The sequence below is a fragment of the Streptosporangium sandarakinum genome, from assembly GCF_050942225.1.
Lineage (GTDB): Bacteria > Actinomycetota > Actinomycetes > Streptosporangiales > Streptosporangiaceae > Streptosporangium > Streptosporangium nondiastaticum.
Window position 1 is genome coordinate 7366674 of sequence record NZ_CP192034.1, and the last position, 17674, is coordinate 7384347.

Here is a 17674-nt window from a genome sequence, read left to right on the forward strand (position 1 = left end):
GCGGTCGTCCGGGCGGGCCCGCGCCACGGCGAGGATCCGCGGAACAGGTCTAACGGGCGTCGGTGATCATCCCGGCGCCGACGGTGTTGTTGGTGGCCTCGTCCACGAGGATGAAGCCGCCGGTGAGGCGGTTCCTCGCGTAGTCGTCCACGAACAGGGGCTGGGTGACGCGGAGCGAGACGCGCCCGATCTCGTTCAGCCCGAGGGAGCCGGCCTCCTCGTCGCGGTGCAGGGTGTTGACGTCGAGCCGGTAGTGCAGGTCCTTGACCAGCACCCGGGCCGTGCGGGTGGTGTGCTTGATGGTCAGCTTGGTGCGCGGCGCCAGCTTGGTGGCGTCGGACATCCAGCAGACCATCGCCTCCAGCTCCTGGGTGACCTGCGGCTGGTTGTTGGGCCGGCAGATCATGTCACCGCGTGAGATGTCGATGTCGTCCTCAAGGCGGAGCGTCACCGACATCGGCGCGAACGCCTCCTGCACCGGGCCGTCGAAGGTGTCGATCGAGGCGATGCGGGTGCTCAGCCCCGACGGCAGGTGCACGACCTCGTCGCCGGGCTTCAGCACGCCGCCCGCGACCTGCCCGGCGTATCCCCGGTAGTCGTGCAGGGCCGGGTCGGTGGCGCGCTGCGGCCGGATGACGTACTGGACCGGGAAGCGCACGTCGACCAGGTTGCGGTCGGAGGCGATGTGCACGTTCTCCAGGTGGTGCAGCAGGGAGGAGCCGTTGTACCACGGCATGTTCTCCGAGCGGGACACCACGTTGTCGCCGTGCAGCGCCGAGATCGGGATGAACGTCAGGTCCGGGGCGTTCAGCTTGGCGGCGAACGCCGTGAACTCCTCGCGGATCTCCTCGAACCGCTCCTGGGAGTAGTCGACCAGGTCCATCTTGTTCACCGCGAGCACCAGGTGCGGCACCCGCAGCAGCGTGGTGAGGAACGCGTGCCGCCGCGACTGCTCCAGCACGCCCTTGCGGGCGTCGATCAGGACGATCGCCAGGTCGGCGGTGGAGGCGCCGGTCACCATGTTGCGGGTGTACTGGATGTGCCCGGGGGTGTCGGCGATGATGAACTTCCGCCGGGGCGTGGCGAAGTAGCGGTAGGCCACGTCGATCGTGATGCCCTGCTCCCGCTCGGCGCGCAGGCCGTCGGTGAGCAGCGACAGGTCGGTGTACTCGGTGCCGCGGTCGCGGGAGGTGCGCTCGACCGCCTCCAGCTGGTCTTCGAAGATCGCCTTGGAGTCGAAGAGCAGCCGCCCGATGAGGGTCGACTTGCCGTCGTCGACGCTGCCCGCCGTGGCGAAGCGAAGGATGTCCATCAGAACCGCTCTCCAGAGGTCGTACGGCGTGCGCGGGAGGGCCGCGCGGGAAGGGGCTGCCGGGCCGGGCGGACCGGCCGGGAAGGAACCGCGCTCACTAGAAGTAGCCCTCCCGCTTGCGGTCCTCCATCGACGCCTCGGAGGCCCGGTCGTCGGCGCGGGTGGCGCCGCGCTCGGTGATCCGGGTGGCGGCGATCTCTGCGATGATCTCCTCGACCGTGGCGGCGGCGGACTGGACGGCGCCGGTGCAGGTCACGTCGCCGACCGTGCGGTAGCGGACCACGGCCTCGAAGACCTGCTCGTCCTCGTCGCGGGTGACGAACTCGCTCTCGGACAGCAGCATGCCGTCGCGCTCGAACACCTTGCGCGTGTGGGCGTAGTAGATCGAGGGGATCTCGATGCCCTCACGCCGGATGTAGTCCCAGATGTCCAGCTCGGTCCAGTTGGACAGCGGGAACACCCGGATGTGCTCGCCCTTGCGGATCTTCGCGTTGTAGAGGTTCCACAGCTCGGGGCGCTGGTTCTTCGGGTCCCACTGGCCGAACTCGTCGCGGAAGGAGAACACCCGCTCCTTGGCTCGGGCCTTCTCCTCGTCGCGGCGGGCACCGCCGAACACCGCGTCGAACTCGCCGTCCTCGATGGCGTCCAGCAGCGTGGTGGTCTGCAGCCGGTTGCGGGAGGCCCGGCGGCCGGTCTCCTCGGTCACCCGGCCGGCGTCGATGGAGTCCTGGACGCTGGCCACGACCAGACGCGCGCCGAGCTCGCCGGCGCGGCGGTCGCGGAACTCGATGACCTCGGGGAAGTTGTGGCCGGTGTCGACGTGCAGCAGGGGGAAGGGGATCGGGGCCGGCCAGAACGCCTTCTCCGCGATGCGGAGCATGACGATGGAGTCCTTACCGCCTGAGAAGAGGAGACAGGGACGCTCGAACTCGGCCGCCACCTCACGCATGATGTGAATGGACTCTGCCTCGAGGACGTCGAGCTGCGACGTGGTGTAGTCGCACTGGAGCATCAGACTCTCCTAGCGGTGCTTATCGGTGCAGGTCCCGGATGCCGTCAAGCAATGCTGGCGCCAGTTCCGGTAGGGAAACAAGGATATCCGGCAGTGAGGGGTCTCCCTGGTTGTAACGGAGCGGCGAGCCGTCGATCCGGCTGGCGTGCGCTCCGGCGGCCAGGGCCACGGCGACCGGCGCGGCGGAGTCCCATTCGTACTGGCCGCCGGCGTGCACGTACGCCTCGACCTCGCCGGTGAGCACCGCGGAGATCTTCGCGCCGGCCGAGCCGATCGGCACCAGGTCGGCCCCGACGCGCTCGGCGAGGGCCCGGACGAACTCCGGCGGGCGGGTGCGGCTGACCGCGATCCGCGGCCTGCCTCCGGCGGCGGACGCCGGCCGTACGGGGGTTCGAGGGTGGACAGGGTGCGGCCCTGCGCGGGCAGGGCGACCGCGCCGGCCGTCAGGGCGCCGCGCTCCCACAGCGCCACGTGGACCGCCCAGTCGGCGCGGCCCTCCTCGGCGAACTCGCGGGTGCCGTCGAGGGGATCGACGATCCACACCCGCTCCGCCGCGAGGCGGCGGGGGTCGAGGCGCTCCTCCCGGGTCGCCTCCTCCGACAGCACGGCGTCGCCGGGGCACGAGCGGGCCAGGGCGTCCATGAGGAACAGATGGGAGGCGGTGTCGCCCTCCTTGCGCAGGACCGCGGGGTCGCCGAACCCCAGCTCGGCGCGCAGCGCCAGCAGCCTCTCACCGGCCTCGGCCGCGAGATCCGCCGCGAGAACGTGGTCGTCCCGGATCGTCAATTCAGTGCGCTCCCGTTCCTCGTGCGGCGGCCACCCATGTCTTCCAGAGAATCTGCAGGTCCAGCGTGAGGGACCAGTTCTCTGCGTAACGCAGCTCCCACCGTACTGATTCCTCCCATGGAATGTCAGGGTGCCCGGTGAGCTGCCACAGGCCGGTCATCCCCGGCTTGACCGGCAGCCTGCGGCGGACGTCGTCGTCGTACCGGGCGACCTCCTCCGGCAGCGGCGGCCGCGGCCCCACGAGTGACATGTGGCCCAGCAGGACGTTGAGCAGCTGCGGCAGCTCGTCCAGGGAACGGCGGCGCAGCCGCGCGCCCAGCGGGGTCAGGCGCGGGTCGTGCCGGATCGCGTACGGCACGGCCCGGCCGTCCCCGCGCAGGCCGACCCGCCCGCGTTCGGCGCCGGCGGCCATGGTGCGGAAGGTGTAGAGGACGAACTCCGCTCCGTCACGGCCCACCCGCCGCCGCCGCAGGAGGACGGGCCCGGGGCCCGACGCCCGCACCGCCAGCGCCAGCCCGGCGAGCAGCGGCAGCAGCGCGGCCAGCAGCGCCGCGGCCGCGGCCCGGTCGAAGACGGCCTTGAGCGCGCGGCGGGAGCCGGTGATCCGCGGGTGCTCGGCGTACAGCAGCGGCAGCCCGGCCGCCAGGCGGACCGCGGTGCGCGGTCCGGCGGCCTCCAGCAGCGCCGGGGCGGCGACGAGGTCGGCGCCGGTCCGCTCCAGCCGCCAGGCGAGCCTGCGTAGCGCCGTGCCGTCCAGCTCCGGGCAGGCGAGCACGGCCACGGTGTCGGCCGCGGCCTGCCCCACCGCGAGCGGCACGTCGGAAAGGTCGCCGAGGACGGGGACGCCCTCGACGTCGGCCCCGCCGTCGTACGGCACGCATGCCGCCACGACCTCCATGCCGTGGCGGCGCTCCCTGCGGAGCAGGCCGATCAGCTCGGCGACGGCGGCCCGCCGCCCGGCCGCCACGACCCGGTGCGCGCACCGGCCCCGCTCGCGCATCCGGCGCAGGCGGCGGCGCAGGCCGTACCGGCCGAGGAGGGCGAGCGCCGTGGCCAGCGGAACAGCCAGGACGACGTACCCGCGGGCGGTCTCGGTGCGGGCGAGGTAGGCGCCGGAGGCCAGGGCGGCGGCGAGGGCGAGCCCGCACCGCGCGATCCGCCGGTACTCCTCGGGGCCGAGGCCGGCCACGCGGGGCTCGTAGGCGCGGTTCAGCGCGGCCGCGCACACCCAGACCGGCGGCAGCGCGGCGCTCAGCGCGACGTACGGGGTGACGTCCGGGGTGTTGTCCCCGGAGCGCGCGAACAGCGCGAGGAGGCCGGCCACGGAGGAGCAGAGGAGGTCGGCGGCGATGGTGTACGCCCGGTGACGGCGGGCCCAGGCGGGCAAGCGCGGGCGGGACGCCGACGTCGATCCCGGCCCGGTCGGGACGGCGTTCACGTCGCGCACGCGCTCTCCCAGCGTAGTCGATCGGCAACCGATGGTCACCGGATGCTACCGGGAGGAACGGCGGCCCAAGGCCCGAACGCACGTCCCCGGGGATGGTGTTGCCTGGGCGGGCCCGGCGGGCCCGGCCGACTTCGGTGCGACCGGCGCGGCGGATCCGCGGACGGGCCGTCCGGGTACTACCTGGGCGGGCCCGAGAGCTTCAGGTCGGCCGAGTGGAAGGCGTTCTGGGTGGCCTCCAGGCCGGAGGTGATCAGCGACTCGACCATGTCGGCGGCCCGGTCGACGAGGAACGGCAGGTCCTTGCGCTCGGCGGTGGCGAAGTCGCGCAGGACGAAGGCGGCGGGGTCCATCCGGCCGGGCGGGCGGCCGATGCCGAACCGCAGCCGCAGGTACTCCCGTGTGCCCAGGGACTTGGTGATCGACTTCAGCCCGTTGTGGCCGTTGTCGCCGCCGCCGAGCTTGGCGCGCAGCGCGCCGTACGGGATGTCGAGCTCGTCGTGGACGGCGATCACCCTGGCCGGGTCGACCTTGTAGAAGTCGGCGAGGGCCTTGACCGGGCCGCCGGAGAGGTTCATGTAGGACAGCGGCTTGGCCAGCACGGCGGGGGCGCCCGCCACGCGCCCCTCCAGCACCTCGGCGCGCGACCGGTGCGCCTTGAATCGCCCCCCGATGCGGGCGGCGAGCTCGTCGGCCACCATGAAGCCCGCGTTGTGCCGGTTACCGGCGTACTCCGGCCCGGGATTCCCCAGACCCACGACCAGCCAGCGGTCCATGGTCGGCGCCCCTTCCACATGCGCGTCAGGGCAGCCCGGTCGCGGGCTGCCCTGACAAGGTCTAGCAGATGAAACTACTCGGCGGCCTCGGCCGGCGCGGCCTCGGCGGTCTCGCCCTCGGCGGCGGCCTCGCCCTCACCCTCGGCGGCCTCCTCGACGGGGGCGGCGGCGGTGGTGACGTGCAGGACCAGGGTCTCGGGGTCGGCGACCAGGGTGGCGCCCTTGGGCAGCTTCAGGTCGCCCGCGGTGATCTGGGTGCCGACCTCCAGGCCCTCGACGTCGACCTCGACGCCGGTCGGGATGTGGGTCGCCTCGGCCTCGATGGCGATGGAGACGAGCTGCTGGTCGAGAACGCCGTCGGCGATCTCGCCCACCGTGGTGACCGGGATCTCGACGGTGACCTTCTCGCCGCGCTTGACGAGGAGGAGGTCGACGTGCTCCAGGAAGCCCTTGATCGGGTCGCGCTGGACGCCCTTGGGCAGGGCCAGCTCGTCGGCCGCGCCCTTGAGGCGGATCAGCACGTTCGGCGTGCGCAGGGCGAGCAGGAGCTCGTGGCCCGGGAGCATGAGGTGCTGCGGCTCGGTGCCGTGCCCGTACAGGACGACGGGGACCTTGTCCTCGCGGCGGATCTTGCGGGCGGCACCCTTGCCGAACTGGGTGCGCGTCTCGGCGTTGATGACTACTTCGGACACGGCGGATCTCCTAGGGATCTTCGATGGAATCTGAAGGGCGCGCTCCCCCTCACCCGCCCTAGCGGAAGGCGTTACGAGCGCGCGCGACCCGAACAGCCTACCGGCACGCGGGCCGGGTTCGGCCCGCCGAGGCTCGGGTCGCCGCCTCGGCGGGGTCTCGCGGGGGTGTCGCGGAGGGTGCGGCGGGTGCCGGGAGGATCAGGTGTCGCCCTCGAAGAGGCTGGTCACCGAGCCGTCGTTGAACACCTCGCTGATCGCGCGGGCGATCAGCGGGGCGATCGACAGGACGGTGAGCTTGTCGAACCTCTTCTCCTCCTCCAGCGGGAGGGTGTTGGTGACGATCACCTCGGAGATGCCGGAGTTCTTCAGCCGGTCCACCGCGGGGTCGGAGAACACCGCGTGCGTGGCGGCCACGATCACGTCGGTGGCGCCCTGCTCGTACAGCGCGTCGGCGGCCTTGCAGATCGTGCCGGCGGTGTCGATCATGTCGTCGATCAGCACGCAGGTACGGCCCCGCACCTTGCCGACGACCTCGTTCACCTTCACCTGGTTGGCCACGTCGAGATCGCGGCGCTTGTGGATGAAGGCCAGCGGGGTGCCGAGGGTGTCGGCCCAGCGCTCCGACAGCCGGACGCGGCCGGTGTCGGGCGAGACGACGGTGGTGCTCTCCAGGTCGAGCTTGTCCTTGAGGTAGTGGACCAGCACCGGCATGGCGAACAGGTGGTCGACCGGACCGTCGAAGAAGCCCTGGATCTGCGAGGTGTGCAGGTCGATGGACATCAGCCGGTCGGCGCCCGCGGTCTTGAACATGTCGGCCATGAGGCGGGCGGTGATGGGCTCGCGGCCGCGGCCCTTCTTGTCCTGGCGGGCGTAGCCGAAGAACGGCATGATCACGGTGATCCGCTTGGCGGAGGCGCGCTTGAGCGCGTCCACCATGATCAGCTGCTCCATGATCCACTTGTTGATCGGACCGGTGTGGCTCTGGATGACGAAGGCGTCGCAGCCCCGGACGGACTCCAGGTAGCGGGCGTAGATCTCGCCGTTGGCGAAGTCACGCAGGGTGGTGGGGGTCGGGTCGATCCCGAGGTGGCTCGCCACCTCCTCGGCCAGCTCCGGGTAGGCGCGCCCGGAGAAGAACATCAGCTGCTTCTCACCGGTCTGCTTCATGCCGCTCATGCCGTCCTCCTCGCCTGACGGCCCTCGGTCGTCGTCGCGACGCTGCCGTGCCCGCCGGCCGGCTCGCTGCGCTTGCTCACGTCTTGCTCCCCTGCTGGTTTCCGGTCTCGATGGCCTTTTGGGCCGCCTCGGCCGATTTGGTGCCCGCGCGCCTGCGCGCGACCCACCCTTCAATGTTGCGCTGCCGGCCCCGGGCCACCGCCATCGCCCCCGGAGGGACGTCGTTGGTGAGCACCGAGCCCGCCGCCGTGTAGGCGCCGTCCCCGATGGTGATCGGCGCGACGAGCATGTTGTCGCTGCCGACCCGGACGTGGTCGCCCACCGTCGTGTGGTGTTTCTCGGCTCCGTCGTAGTTGACGAAGACGCAGGCGGCTCCGATGTTGGAGCCCGTCCCGATCGTGGCGTCGCCCACGTAGGTCAGGTGGGGCACCTTCGTGCCCTCGCCGATCCGGGCGTTCTTCATCTCCACGTACGTCCCGGCCTTGGCCCCGCGCGCGAGGACGGTGCCGGGGCGCAGGTAGGCGTACGGTCCGACCTGGGCGCCGGGGCCGATCTCGGCCTCGACGCAGACGGCGTTGCGCACCACCGCGTCCTCGCCGACGACCGTGTCGGTCAGGGTGACGCCGGGGCCGATCTCGGCGCCCTCGGCGACGGCCGTACGGCCGTGCAGCTGGGTGCCGGGGTGGAGGACCACGTCGGGTTCGAGGGTGACGTCCACGTCCACCCACGTGGTGGCGGGGTCGACGACCGTGACCCCGGCCCGCATGTGACGCTCCAGCAGGCGGGTGTTGAGGACGCGGCGGGCGAAGGCGAGCTGCACCCGGTCGTTGACGCCCTCCACCTCGACGTGGTCGGCCGCGACGTGCGCGCCGACCCGGTGGCCGTCCTCCCGGAGGATGGACAGCACGTCGGTGAGGTACTCCTCGCCCTGGGCGTTGGCGGTGGAGACCCGCTTGACCGCGTCGGCCAGCAGGCGGCCGTCGAAGGCGTAGACGCCGGAGTTCATCTCCCGGATCAGCCGCTGCTCGGGGGTGGCGTCCTTCTCCTCGACGATGGCGAGGACCGCTCCCGTCCCGTCGCGGACGATCCGGCCGTAACCGCGGGGGTCGGGGACCTCGGCGGTGAGCACGGTGACGGCGTTGCCGTCGCGGTCGTGCCGTTCCAGCAGCGCGGCGAGGGTCTCGGTGCGCAGCAGCGGCGTGTCGCCGTAGGTCACCAGGACCGTGCCGTCGATGGCCCCGGCGGTCTCCAGCACCACCCGGACCGCGTTGCCGGTGCCGCGCTGTTCGGGCTGGACGACGGCCTGGGTGTCGGGGCCGGTCCGCGCGAGGTGCTCGCGCACCCGTTCGCGCTCGTGGCCTATGACAACAATGAGCCGCTCGGGTTCGAGACCTCGAGCGGCGGCGAGCATGTGGTCCACGAGTGCGCGACCGCACAGCTCGTGCAGGATCTTGGGTGTTTTCGACTTCATCCGGGTGCCCTCGCCGGCGGCGAGGACGATGACGGCGGCCGGGCGCGGCACACTCACGGACGAGGCTCCCTCGGCGTCGCGGCTGAGACATTGACGGAGCGGATGACCGAAGGTCGCCCTCCTCAGGGCATCGGACGGTCACCCACTCGACAACGTGAGGATACCTGCCCGCCCGGGAACCCACCCAGCCGACTAGCCGGAACAATAAAACCGTCAAAAGCCGTAGCTCCGGCACCAGGACTCGAACCTGGACAACAAGGACCAAAACCTTGCGGGCTGCCAATTACCCAATACCGGATCGACAGGGCCGCCCGAACCGGTCCGGGCACCCGGCCACCCCCCACGATACCGAGCCATCGATATCGAACGCGCCTCGTTTCGGCTCCGCCTGCGCCACGGGAACCGGAAGGAGTAGGGGGACCCCGCTGCGGGCATGGACCGGAAGACGTCGTTTAGCAGATCCGCTCGGTGGTAGCAAGTCGTGAACCGACCACGGGATCCACCGAGGAGCGTCACCTTCTCCACATCCGGCCACAGGTATTCCTAACTTACGATGGCGTAGGTTACGGTTGCGTAGCCGGACGAAATCGCCCTTCTCCTATGAGTCGTATCGAGGTAGCCCATGACCGTCCTTGAAGAGCGTTCCGCCCCCTCCCCGAAACCGGACGTCGACCCAGAGCCCAAGACCCGGCCCGAGATCATCACGTTCGGGGTGGTCGTCGCCCTGCCGCTGATCGCGCTCGTCGCCGCCGTGCCGCTCGCCTGGGGGTGGGGGCTCGGCTGGACGGACGTCGTCATCGCCCTCGTCCTCTACGTGATCACCGGCCTCGGCGTCACCGTCGGCCTGCACCGTTACTTCACCCACGGATCGTTCAAGGCCAAGCGCCCGCTGAAGATCGCGCTGGGCATCGCCGGCAGCCTCTCACTGGAGATGTCGGTGCTCGACTGGGTGGCCACCCACCGCAAGCACCACAAGTTCTCCGACAAGGAGGGCGACCCGCACTCGCCGTGGCGGTTCGGCACCGGCTTCTGGGCGGTGAGCAAGGGACTGCTCTGGGCCCACATGGGCTGGCTGTTCGAGGCCGACCGGGCCAACCGGGAGAAGTACGCCCCCGACCTGGTCAAGGACCCCGACATCATCAAGCTGCACAGGTACTTCCCGGTGCTGGCGATCACCTCGATGGTGATGCCCGCCGTCCTCGGTGGCCTGCTGAGCTGGTCCTGGTGGGGCATGGCGACCGGATTCTTCTGGGGCACGCTGGTCCGCATCGGCCTGCTGCACCACGTCACCTGGTCGATCAACTCCATCTGCCACGTCTTCGGCGAGGAGGTCTTCGAGTCGCGCGACAAGTCACGCAACGTGTGGTGGCTGGCCATCCCCTCCTTCGGCGAGTCCTGGCACAACCTGCACCACTCCGACCCGACCTGCGCCCGGCACGGCGTGCTCAAGGGCCAGATCGACCTCAGCGCCGGCGTGATCCGGCTGTTCGAGAAGCTCGGCTGGGCCCACTCCGTCCGCTGGCCGAACCCGGAGCGACTGGCGGCGAAGCGCATTGCCGCCTGACGGCCCATCACGGAGTACCGGGGCGGCCCGCGTCACCGCAGCGCCGCCCGGCATCCCGTCCCAGAGTCCCGGAACCGCGCGTCCCCCCGCGGCGGCCCGCCTCGCCGTGTCACCGCCCGGCGCCCCGCCCGGACCCTCCGCAACGGTCTCCGGCGGCACGGCGCCGCCCGCCGGCCCGCCCAGGACCGCGCGGCGGACGGCCACCGTGGCCTCGGACGAGACGATCGACCGGAGTGCCGGAATCGACGCCGTCCGGGACGTGGTTCCCGCTTCGCGACCCGGGAACGCCATTATTAGAACCGTGAACGAACCCCGACGACGCATGTCAGGCAAGGAACGCCGGGAACAGCTGATCCAGATCAGCCGGTCCCTGTTCGCCGAGAAGGGGTTCGACGGCACCTCGGTGGAGGAGATAGCCGCCACCGCCGGCGTCTCCAAACCGGTGGTCTACGAGCACTTCGGCGGCAAGGAGGGCGTCTACGCGGTCGTCGTCGACCGGGAGATGGACAAGCTCCTCGGCATGGTGACCGAGGCGCTGGCGGCCTCGCACGCGCTGGTCAAGCTGGAGCGGGCCGCCCTCGCGCTGCTCGCCTACGTGGAGGAGAACAGCGAGGGCTTCCGGATCCTGATCCGCGACTCCCACGCCGCCTCCGGGACCGGCACGTTCGCCAGCCTGATCAACGACATCGCCAGCCAGGTCGAGGACGTCATGGTGGACGAGTTCGTCCGCCGGGGCTACGACCCCAAGCTCGCCCCCATGTACGCGCAGATGCTGGTCGGCATGGTGGCGCTGACCGGCCAGTGGTGGCTCGACGTGCGCCGGCCGCCGCGCGAGGAGGTGGCCGCCCACCTGGTCAACCTCGCCTGGAACGGTCTGAAGGGCCTGGACCCGAACCCCCGCCTGACCGCCTCCCGCGGCCCGGACCAGTTGCGGTCCCGGCCGTCGGAGAAGGAGCTCCGGGAGCGGGAGAAGGCCCGCGAACGCGACCTCAAGGAGCTGGAGAAGGCCCGCGAACGCGAACGGCGCGAGGCCGAGAAGCTCGCCCGCGAGCAGGAGAAGATCCGCCAGCGCGAGCTGAAGGAGGCCGAGAAGGCGCGGGAGCGGGAGCTGAAGGAGCAGGAACGGCTGCTCAGGGAGCGGGAGAAGGCCCGCGAGCGCGACCTCAAGGAGCTGGAGAAGGTCCGTCAGCGCGAGCAGCGGGAGGCCGCCAGGCAGACCAGGGCCGCCGAGCACCCCGGTGAGCAGCCGGGGTCCTGAACCGATCCGGCGGGTGACGGCGGCCGTTGATCCGGCGTTCACGTTGAGTTTCTAAAAACCGGGCATTGTCGTCATATGTCCGTAGAAGTCGTGCAGACCGACCCCGGAGAACCACCTCTTCCCCAGGAACGGTTCCTCAACCGCGAGGAGAGCTGGCTCCAGTTCAACCAGCGGGTGCTGGAGCTGGCCGAGGACCCCTCCCTGCCCCTCCTGGAACGGGTCAGGTTCCTCGCGATCTTCGCCGACAACCTCGACGAGTTCTTCCGGGTACGGGTGGCCGGCCTCAAACGGCGGATGGCCACCGGCCTGCTGCTGCGGACCAAGAGCGGGCTGAAGCCCAGCGAGGAGCTCACCCGGATCTCCTCGATCGCCCACGACCTCGCGCTGCGGCACGCGGCCTGCTTCCGCGAGCTGCTGTGCCCGCGGCTCGCCGCCGAGGGCATCGAGATCGTGCGCTGGGACGACCTGGGCCGCGACGAGCGCACCGCGATGCGCAGGCTGTTCCGGGAGCGGATCCGGCCGGTGCTCACCCCGCTGGCCGTCGATCCCGCCCACCCGTTCCCCTACATCTCCGGGCTGTCGCTGAACCTCGCGGTCACCGTCCGCAACCCGGTGACCGGCCACACCGTCTTCGCCCGGGTGAAGGTGCCGAGCCGGCTCCCCCGCTTCGTCGCCGCGTCCAGGGACCGGTTCGTGCCGCTGGAGGACGTGATCGCCGCCCACCTCGGCCAGCTCTTCAAGGGCATGGAGATCGTCGAGCACCACGCCTTCCGGGTGACCCGCAACGAGGACCTGGACGTGGACGAGGACGTCACCGAGAACCTCATGCAGGCGCTGGAGCGCGAGCTGCTCAAACGCCGCTTCGGCCCGCCGGTCCGGCTGGAGGTCGAGGAGAGCATCACCCCCGAGGTCCTCGACCTGCTGGTGGACGAGCTGGGCGTGGCCGAGCACGAGATCTACCGGCTGCCCGGCCCGCTGGACCTGACCGGCATGCACGCCATCGCCGACCTGGACCGGGGCGAGCTGGCCTTCCGCCCGTTCGTGCCCGCCGAGGTCGTGCACGTCTCCGACGACATCTTCGCGGTGCTGCGCGAGCGGGACGTGCTGCTGCACCACCCGTACGACTCCTTCGCCACGAGCGTGCAGCGCTTCATCGAGCAGGCGGCGGCGGACCCGGACGTGCTGGCCATCAAGCAGACGCTCTACCGGACCAGCGGCGAGTCGCCGATCGTGGACGCGCTGATCGACGCGGCCGAGGCCGGCAAGCAGGTCGTCGTGGTGGTGGAGATCAAGGCGCGCTTCGACGAGCACGCCAACATCACCTGGGCCCGCAAACTGGAGCGGGCCGGCTGCCACGTGGTCTACGGCGTGGTCGGCCTGAAGACCCACTGCAAGCTGGCGCTGGTGGTACGGCAGGAGCCCTCGGGGGAGCTCCGCGCCTACTGCCACATCGGCACCGGCAACTACAACCCCAAGACCGCCCGCGTCTACGAGGACCTGGGCCTGCTCACCGCCGACCCGCTGGTCGGCGAGGACGTCACCGACCTGTTCATCCACCTGACCGGCTACTCCGACCACTCGGCCTACCGGCGGCTGCTGGTGGCGCCGCACTCGCTGCGCGGCGGGCTGGTGGCCAGGATCGAGCGGGAGGCCGCCCACCAGGAGGCGGGCCGCCCGGCGGGCATCAGGATCAAGACGAACTCCCTGGTGGACGAGCCGGTCATCGACGCGCTCTACCGCGCCTCGCGGGTGGGCGTCCCGGTGGACCTGTGGGTGCGGGGGGTCTGCACGCTGCGGCCGGGCGTCCCCGGGCTGTCGGAGAACATCCGGGTCAGGAGCGTGCTGGGCCGGTTCCTGGAGCACTCGCGGATCTACGAGTTCGGCCGGGGCCGCCGGCCGGAGATCTGGATCGGCAGCGCCGACCTGATGCGCCGCAACCTGGACCGCCGGGTCGAGGCGCTGGTGAAGGTGACAAGCCAGCGGCAGCGGGCATATCTGTCGGGCCTGCTGGACCTCGCGATGTCGGAGGACACCGCCACCTGGTGGCTCGACGCCGACGGCACGTGGACCCGGCACGGCGGCGAGGACCTGCAGGACCACCTGATCGGCACCCGGCGCTGGAGGACGATGGATGACTGACCCGGACACCCGCCCGCCGGATCCGATCCGCGCGGCCGGAGCGGTGGTGTGGCGGGGGCGGGAGTCCGCGCCGGAGGTCGCGCTCGTGCACCGGCCGAAGCTCGACGACTGGACGTTCCCCAAGGGCAAGCTGCGGCCGGGCGAGCACGTCGTCGCCGGAGCCCTGCGCGAGGTGGCCGAGGAGACGGGCCTGGCGGTGCTGCTCGGCCGGCCGCTGCCGCCGGTCCACTACCTGGTCGGCGGCCGGCCCAAGCGCGTCGACTACTGGACGGCCCGGGTGGCCGAGGACGCCCGCCCCGTCGCCGAACGGGAGGACGACGAGGTGGACGAGGTCGCCTGGGTGCCGGTGGCCGAGGCCGCCCGGCTGCTGACCTACGAGTGGGACACGGGCCTGCTGGACGCGCTCGTCTCCGCGCCGCTGGCCACCACCACGCTCGTCCTCGTACGGCACGCCCTGGCCGGGTCGCGCGGGAAGTGGGAGGGCGACGACGACGAGCGGCCGATCGATCGGGACGGCGCGGCGCAGGCCGCGGCGCTGGCCGGCGTCCTGCCCGGCTACCTGCCCGCCGAGCTGGTCAGCTCCCCCAGCAGGCGGTGCGTGCAGACCCTGGAACCGTACGCCGGGCGGGCCGGTCTCGCGATCCGCCCCGAGCCGGCGCTGTCGGAGAGCCGCCACGACCCCGGTACGGCCCTGCGCCTGGTCACCGGTCTCCTGGCCGCCGGCCGGCCCGCCGCGGTCTGCAGCCACGGCAAGGTCCTGCCCGGCCTGATGACCGGCGTCGGCGTCGGCCAGGAGGAGGCCCGCCTGTCCAAGGGCGGCTTCATGGTGCTCCACCACGTCACGGGCCGCCTCGTCGCCGCCGAGAACCACGCCGTCTGACCCCGCGGCCCCCGGGTTCCGGCGTCACGGTGCCGGCGCCCGGGAACCACGGCCCGAGCCCGCGCCCCTCCGGGTCCGGCGCGGTGGGGCCTCACAGGAGTTTCGCCACCGCCTTCGACGTCTTCTTCCACAGGCGCGGGAACTCCTCGCGGGCCCGCTCGGTGCGGGCCCGCTCCAGGCCGGTCAGCACGCCGTAGGTGAAGGTGTCCTCCCCGGCCCGCCGCGCGGCGTCGGCGACCACGGCCAGCCGTCCCTGGGCGACGACGCCGTCCAGGCGGGCGCCCAGCGCGTCCTGTACGGCCTCGGCCCGCTCGGCGAGCTCGTCCATGCCGAGCGCCTCGGCGGTGTAGCGGGCCCGCTTGGCGGCCTTGCGCACGTCGTGCATGGCGTGCTCGCGCCCGGCGGGGTCGGTGGCGGCCAGGGCGGCCCGGTGCGCCTTGACCACCCGCCGCCAGCTCCCGGCGGCCTGGGCGCGGAGGGTCCCGGCCGGCCGGTCCGCCGCGCCGGTCAGCGCCGGGGCGCCGGTCAGCGCGTCGAGGGCGTCCAGCAGGGCGAAGTAGCGCTCCCCGCGCAGCGCCTCCCGGACCCGGTCCAGGGCCTCACTCTCGGCGGCTCCCAGCTCGGCGTCGAGGCGGAGCCGGACCGGGCCCGACAGCGCCCCCTCCCCGAGGGCGTCGAACCCGGCGATCAGGCGTTCCCTGACCACCTCGGCGTCCCGCGCCTCGCCGAGCACCCGCCCCAGCCACTTCAGCTCCTCCCGGAGCCCGGCGGTGTCCTCCACGACGGCGCCGAACGATTTCAACGCGCTGCGGAGCCGGCGGGCGGCGACGCGCATCCGGTGCACGGCGTCCTCGTCGGCCCGCCGTACGCGGGGGTCCTGGGCGAGCAGGGCGTCCGCCTGGGCGGTGAGGTAGCCGACGACGACCTCCCCGGCGGAGCCGGGCCGCGCGCGCGGGCGGGGCCGTCCGGGGATGGGGCGGGCGGCGCCGAGCGCGCGGGCGAGCTTGCTCGGCGACGCGGCGGGTACGGCCCCGGCGGCGGCCAGCCGCTTGCCGACCTTGCGGAGCAGCCGCTCGTCGCCCCCGATGAGTTCGGCCTCCACCTCGCGCCACCGTTCCACGTGCGGCCCGGCTCCCGGTTCGCCGTCCGCGGCGGCCTCGGGGACGGTGCCGGTGACCCGGTCGTCGGCGATCTCCACCAGCCGCACGCCCGCGCCGTTGACCAGGGTGGTCACCGTACGGTGCGTCTCCAGCTCGGCGACGGGGGCCAGGGGCGCGCCCCGGGTGAAGGCGGACACGAGGTCGGCGAGGTCGGCGGGGACGGTCTTCGTGCCCCGGCCGAGCGGGCGGGTGATCTCCTGCCGGGCGCCCTCGGACCTGGGCAGCTTCAGGTGCCAGCCCGCGTCGGTCCCGCCCCTGCGCCGGCGCAGCGTGATGCCGCGGGCGGCCAGCCGCAGGTCAGGGGTGTCGAAGTAGACCGCGACGAGCCGGTGGGTCACCGGCCCGGCCGCCTCCGTGACCCCCGGGAGCCCGGTCAGGTCCGGGACCTCGAACCCGGCGGGCACGTCGAACTTGTCCTCGATCTCCATCGCCACAGGCCGCTCCCCGGTCGACTCACACCGCGCAGTGGGTATTGATGCCCCGTCCCACGTCCGGAAACGTCAGGAGGCCCCGCCCGTTTTTCGGCATCCGGCCGGGCAGGCGGGCCGATGGGCCAGGCAGGCCGGGCAGGCGGACCGTCCGGCCCGGAACGTCACCTTCGGGCGACCACGAAGATCCTGCGGAACGGGAAGACGGTGCCGTACGGCCCGCGCGGGTACGCCTCGCCCAGCCGCGCGCCGCAGTCGGCGAGGAACTCCTCCGTCTCCCGCGGGTCCAGCCGGTCGAGCGCGGGGCGCAGGGCGGTGCCGCTGACCCAGCGCAGCACGGCGTCCTGCCCCTCCAGGACGTGCAGGTAGGTGGTCTCCCAGGCGTCCACCCGGCAGCCGAGCCCGGTCAGCAGCTCCAGGTACTCGGCCGGGTCGCCGACCGGGACCCCCCGCGCCAGGTCCCCGAGCCGGTCGCGCCACCTGTCCGTGGCGTACAGCTCGCGCAGGATCGTGTGGCTGGGGGAGCCGAAGTTGCCGGGCACCTGGAAGGCGAGCCAGCCGCCCGGGGCGAGCGCGTCCACCCAGGCTGGCAGCAGTTCGCGGTGGCCGGGCACCCACTGCAGGACGGCGTTGGAGACCAGCACGTCCACCGGCCGTCCGGGCCGCCATCGGGTGACGTCCCCGACGGAGAAGGTCAGCCGCTCGCCCGGCGCCGCCTTGGCGATCATCGCGGGCGAGGAGTCGAAGCCGTGGACGTCGGCCCCGGGCCACCGCGCGGCGAGCTGCGCGGTGAGCTCGCCGTCGCCGCATCCGGCGTCCACCACGTACGCGGGCCGCTCGGCCGCTACTCTGGCGACGAGCTCGAAGAACGGGCGCGCACGCTCACCGGCGTAGCGGCCGTAGACCACGGGGTCCCACATATCTCTTGACATCAAGATAATTGATATCCGCCGAGATATCTCGATGTCAAGAGAGATAGAATCGTGTCATGACCCTGCAGCACGCGGACGACGGCGACGGCCGGGCGGACCGGCACGAGGACGAGGTCGACCGGCTGGTGGCCGCCTGGCGCACGGAGCGCCCGGAGCTCGACGTGGCGCCCCTCCAGGTGCTCAGCCGGGTCTCCCGGCTCGCCCGCCACCTGGACCGCGCGCGCCGGACCTCCTTCGCCGAGCACGGCCTGGAGATCTGGGAGTTCGACGTGCTGACGGCGCTGCGCCGGGCCGGCGAGCCGTACGAGCTGAGCCCCGGAGCCCTGCTCCGCGCGACCCTGGTGACCTCCGGGACGATGACCAACCGGATCGACCGCCTCGCCGCGGCCGGGCTGGTCCGGCGGCGGCCCGACCCCGAGGACCGGCGGGGCGTGCTGGTGTCGCTGACCGACGCGGGGCGGGAACGGGTGGACGCCGCCTTCGACGACCTTCTCCGGCGCGAACGCGACCTGCTGGCGGCGCTGGGAGAGCATGAACAGCAGGCCCTCGCGGACCTGCTGCGCACGCTACTCGTCCCTTTTGACGCCGATGAAACCGGAGCTTCCGGAGCGCACGGATGATCTACTGCCCGCCTGCCGGAGGCT

14 protein-coding genes, 1 tRNA gene and 1 pseudogene are annotated in these 17674 nt (G+C 72.2%); 5 read left to right on the plus strand and 11 right to left on the minus strand.

Annotated elements, in window-relative coordinates:
* Positions 1-49: 49 nt before the first annotated feature.
* The 9 genes and pseudogenes from cysN to ACQP10_RS33700 all read right to left on the minus strand — a co-directional run bounded on the left by cysN (position 50) and on the right by ACQP10_RS33700 (position 8967).
* Positions 50-1312, minus strand: a complete 1263-nt coding sequence (gene cysN, locus ACQP10_RS33660) for a sulfate adenylyltransferase subunit CysN (RefSeq protein ID WP_179825609.1) — start codon at positions 1310-1312, stop codon at positions 50-52.
* A 97-nt stretch (positions 1313-1409) separates the two neighbouring features.
* On the minus strand, positions 1410-2324 hold the full coding sequence (gene cysD, locus ACQP10_RS33665; RefSeq protein WP_346018927.1) for a sulfate adenylyltransferase subunit CysD: 915 nt from the start codon (positions 2322-2324) through the stop codon (positions 1410-1412).
* 19 nt (positions 2325-2343) lie between these two features.
* A pseudogene (locus ACQP10_RS33670) lies at positions 2344-3110 on the minus strand (3'(2'),5'-bisphosphate nucleotidase CysQ).
* 1 nt (position 3111) lies between these two features.
* On the minus strand, positions 3112-4557 hold the full coding sequence (locus ACQP10_RS33675; protein ID WP_346018925.1) for an exopolysaccharide biosynthesis polyprenyl glycosylphosphotransferase: 1446 nt from the start codon (positions 4555-4557) through the stop codon (positions 3112-3114).
* 176 nt (positions 4558-4733) lie between these two features.
* A complete protein-coding gene (pth, locus tag ACQP10_RS33680) occupies positions 4734-5330 on the minus strand; it encodes an aminoacyl-tRNA hydrolase (RefSeq protein WP_218912399.1) in 597 nt (198 codons plus the stop codon).
* A gap of 74 nt (positions 5331-5404) precedes the next feature.
* Positions 5405-6022, minus strand: a complete 618-nt coding sequence (locus ACQP10_RS33685) for a 50S ribosomal protein L25/general stress protein Ctc (protein ID WP_179825616.1) — start codon at positions 6020-6022, stop codon at positions 5405-5407.
* A 198-nt stretch (positions 6023-6220) separates the two neighbouring features.
* On the minus strand, positions 6221-7198 hold the full coding sequence (locus ACQP10_RS33690; RefSeq protein ID WP_346018924.1) for a ribose-phosphate diphosphokinase: 978 nt from the start codon (positions 7196-7198) through the stop codon (positions 6221-6223).
* Between the two features lie 76 nt (positions 7199-7274).
* Complete coding sequence (gene glmU, locus ACQP10_RS33695) at positions 7275-8726, minus strand: bifunctional UDP-N-acetylglucosamine diphosphorylase/glucosamine-1-phosphate N-acetyltransferase GlmU (RefSeq protein ID WP_189246435.1); 1452 nt, start codon at positions 8724-8726, stop codon at positions 7275-7277.
* A gap of 169 nt (positions 8727-8895) precedes the next feature.
* Positions 8896-8967: transfer RNA gene (locus tag ACQP10_RS33700), tRNA-Gln, on the minus strand.
* 324 nt (positions 8968-9291) lie between these two features.
* Between ACQP10_RS33700 and ACQP10_RS33705 the strand changes: the two genes are divergently transcribed.
* The 4 genes from ACQP10_RS33705 to ACQP10_RS33720 all read left to right on the plus strand — a co-directional run bounded on the left by ACQP10_RS33705 (position 9292) and on the right by ACQP10_RS33720 (position 14510).
* Positions 9292-10233: an acyl-CoA desaturase gene (locus ACQP10_RS33705; RefSeq protein ID WP_179825622.1), complete on the plus strand. Its 942-nt coding sequence runs from the start codon at positions 9292-9294 to the stop codon at positions 10231-10233.
* A 301-nt stretch (positions 10234-10534) separates the two neighbouring features.
* A complete protein-coding gene (locus ACQP10_RS33710) occupies positions 10535-11491 on the plus strand; it encodes a TetR family transcriptional regulator (protein WP_346018923.1) in 957 nt (318 codons plus the stop codon).
* Positions 11492-11566: 75 nt separating this feature from the next.
* Positions 11567-13630 carry an RNA degradosome polyphosphate kinase gene (locus ACQP10_RS33715; RefSeq protein ID WP_433540343.1) on the plus strand — a complete coding sequence of 688 codons (2064 nt, stop codon included), beginning with the start codon at positions 11567-11569 and terminating at the stop codon, positions 13628-13630.
* The gene (locus tag ACQP10_RS33720; protein ID WP_433540344.1) at positions 13623-14510 is read left to right on the plus strand and encodes an NUDIX hydrolase; all 888 of its coding nucleotides are present in this window, start codon (positions 13623-13625) and stop codon (positions 14508-14510) included. The genes ACQP10_RS33715 and ACQP10_RS33720 overlap by 8 nt, the downstream gene beginning before the upstream one ends.
* A gap of 91 nt (positions 14511-14601) precedes the next feature.
* On the opposite strand, the gene ACQP10_RS33725 is transcribed toward ACQP10_RS33720, so the two are convergent.
* Positions 14602-16098, minus strand: a complete 1497-nt coding sequence (locus ACQP10_RS33725; protein ID WP_433541961.1) for a CHAD domain-containing protein — start codon at positions 16096-16098, stop codon at positions 14602-14604.
* Positions 16099-16262: 164 nt separating this feature from the next.
* The gene (locus ACQP10_RS33730) at positions 16263-17030 is read right to left on the minus strand and encodes a trans-aconitate 2-methyltransferase (protein ID WP_433540345.1); all 768 of its coding nucleotides are present in this window, start codon (positions 17028-17030) and stop codon (positions 16263-16265) included.
* 56 nt (positions 17031-17086) lie between these two features.
* Between ACQP10_RS33730 and ACQP10_RS33735 the strand changes: the two genes are divergently transcribed.
* The gene (locus tag ACQP10_RS33735) at positions 17087-17650 is read left to right on the plus strand and encodes a MarR family winged helix-turn-helix transcriptional regulator (protein ID WP_346018919.1); all 564 of its coding nucleotides are present in this window, start codon (positions 17087-17089) and stop codon (positions 17648-17650) included.
* Positions 17651-17674 lie beyond the last annotated feature (24 nt).

What these genes read in the sequence shown, in the direction of transcription:
- ACQP10_RS33715 (WP_433540343.1), top strand. Translation starts at nt 11,567, where the DNA reads ATGTCCGTAGAAGTCGTGCAGACCGACCCCGGAGAACCACCTCTTCCC.
- ACQP10_RS33705 (WP_179825622.1), top strand. Translation starts at nt 9,292, where the DNA reads ATGACCGTCCTTGAAGAGCGTTCCGCCCCCTCCCCGAAACCGGACGTC.
- ACQP10_RS33720 (WP_433540344.1), top strand. Translation starts at nt 13,623, where the DNA reads ATGACTGACCCGGACACCCGCCCGCCGGATCCGATCCGCGCGGCCGGA.
- pth (WP_218912399.1), bottom strand. Translation starts at nt 5,330, where the DNA reads ATGGACCGCTGGCTGGTCGTGGGTCTGGGGAATCCCGGGCCGGAGTAC.
- cysD (WP_346018927.1), bottom strand. Translation starts at nt 2,324, where the DNA reads ATGCTCCAGTGCGACTACACCACGTCGCAGCTCGACGTCCTCGAGGCA.
- ACQP10_RS33735 (WP_346018919.1), top strand. Translation starts at nt 17,087, where the DNA reads ATGACCCTGCAGCACGCGGACGACGGCGACGGCCGGGCGGACCGGCAC.
- ACQP10_RS33725 (WP_433541961.1), bottom strand. Translation starts at nt 16,098, where the DNA reads ATGGAGATCGAGGACAAGTTCGACGTGCCCGCCGGGTTCGAGGTCCCG.
- cysN (WP_179825609.1), bottom strand. Translation starts at nt 1,312, where the DNA reads ATGGACATCCTTCGCTTCGCCACGGCGGGCAGCGTCGACGACGGCAAG.
- ACQP10_RS33690 (WP_346018924.1), bottom strand. Translation starts at nt 7,198, where the DNA reads ATGAGCGGCATGAAGCAGACCGGTGAGAAGCAGCTGATGTTCTTCTCC.
- ACQP10_RS33730 (WP_433540345.1), bottom strand. Translation starts at nt 17,030, where the DNA reads ATGTCAAGAGATATGTGGGACCCCGTGGTCTACGGCCGCTACGCCGGT.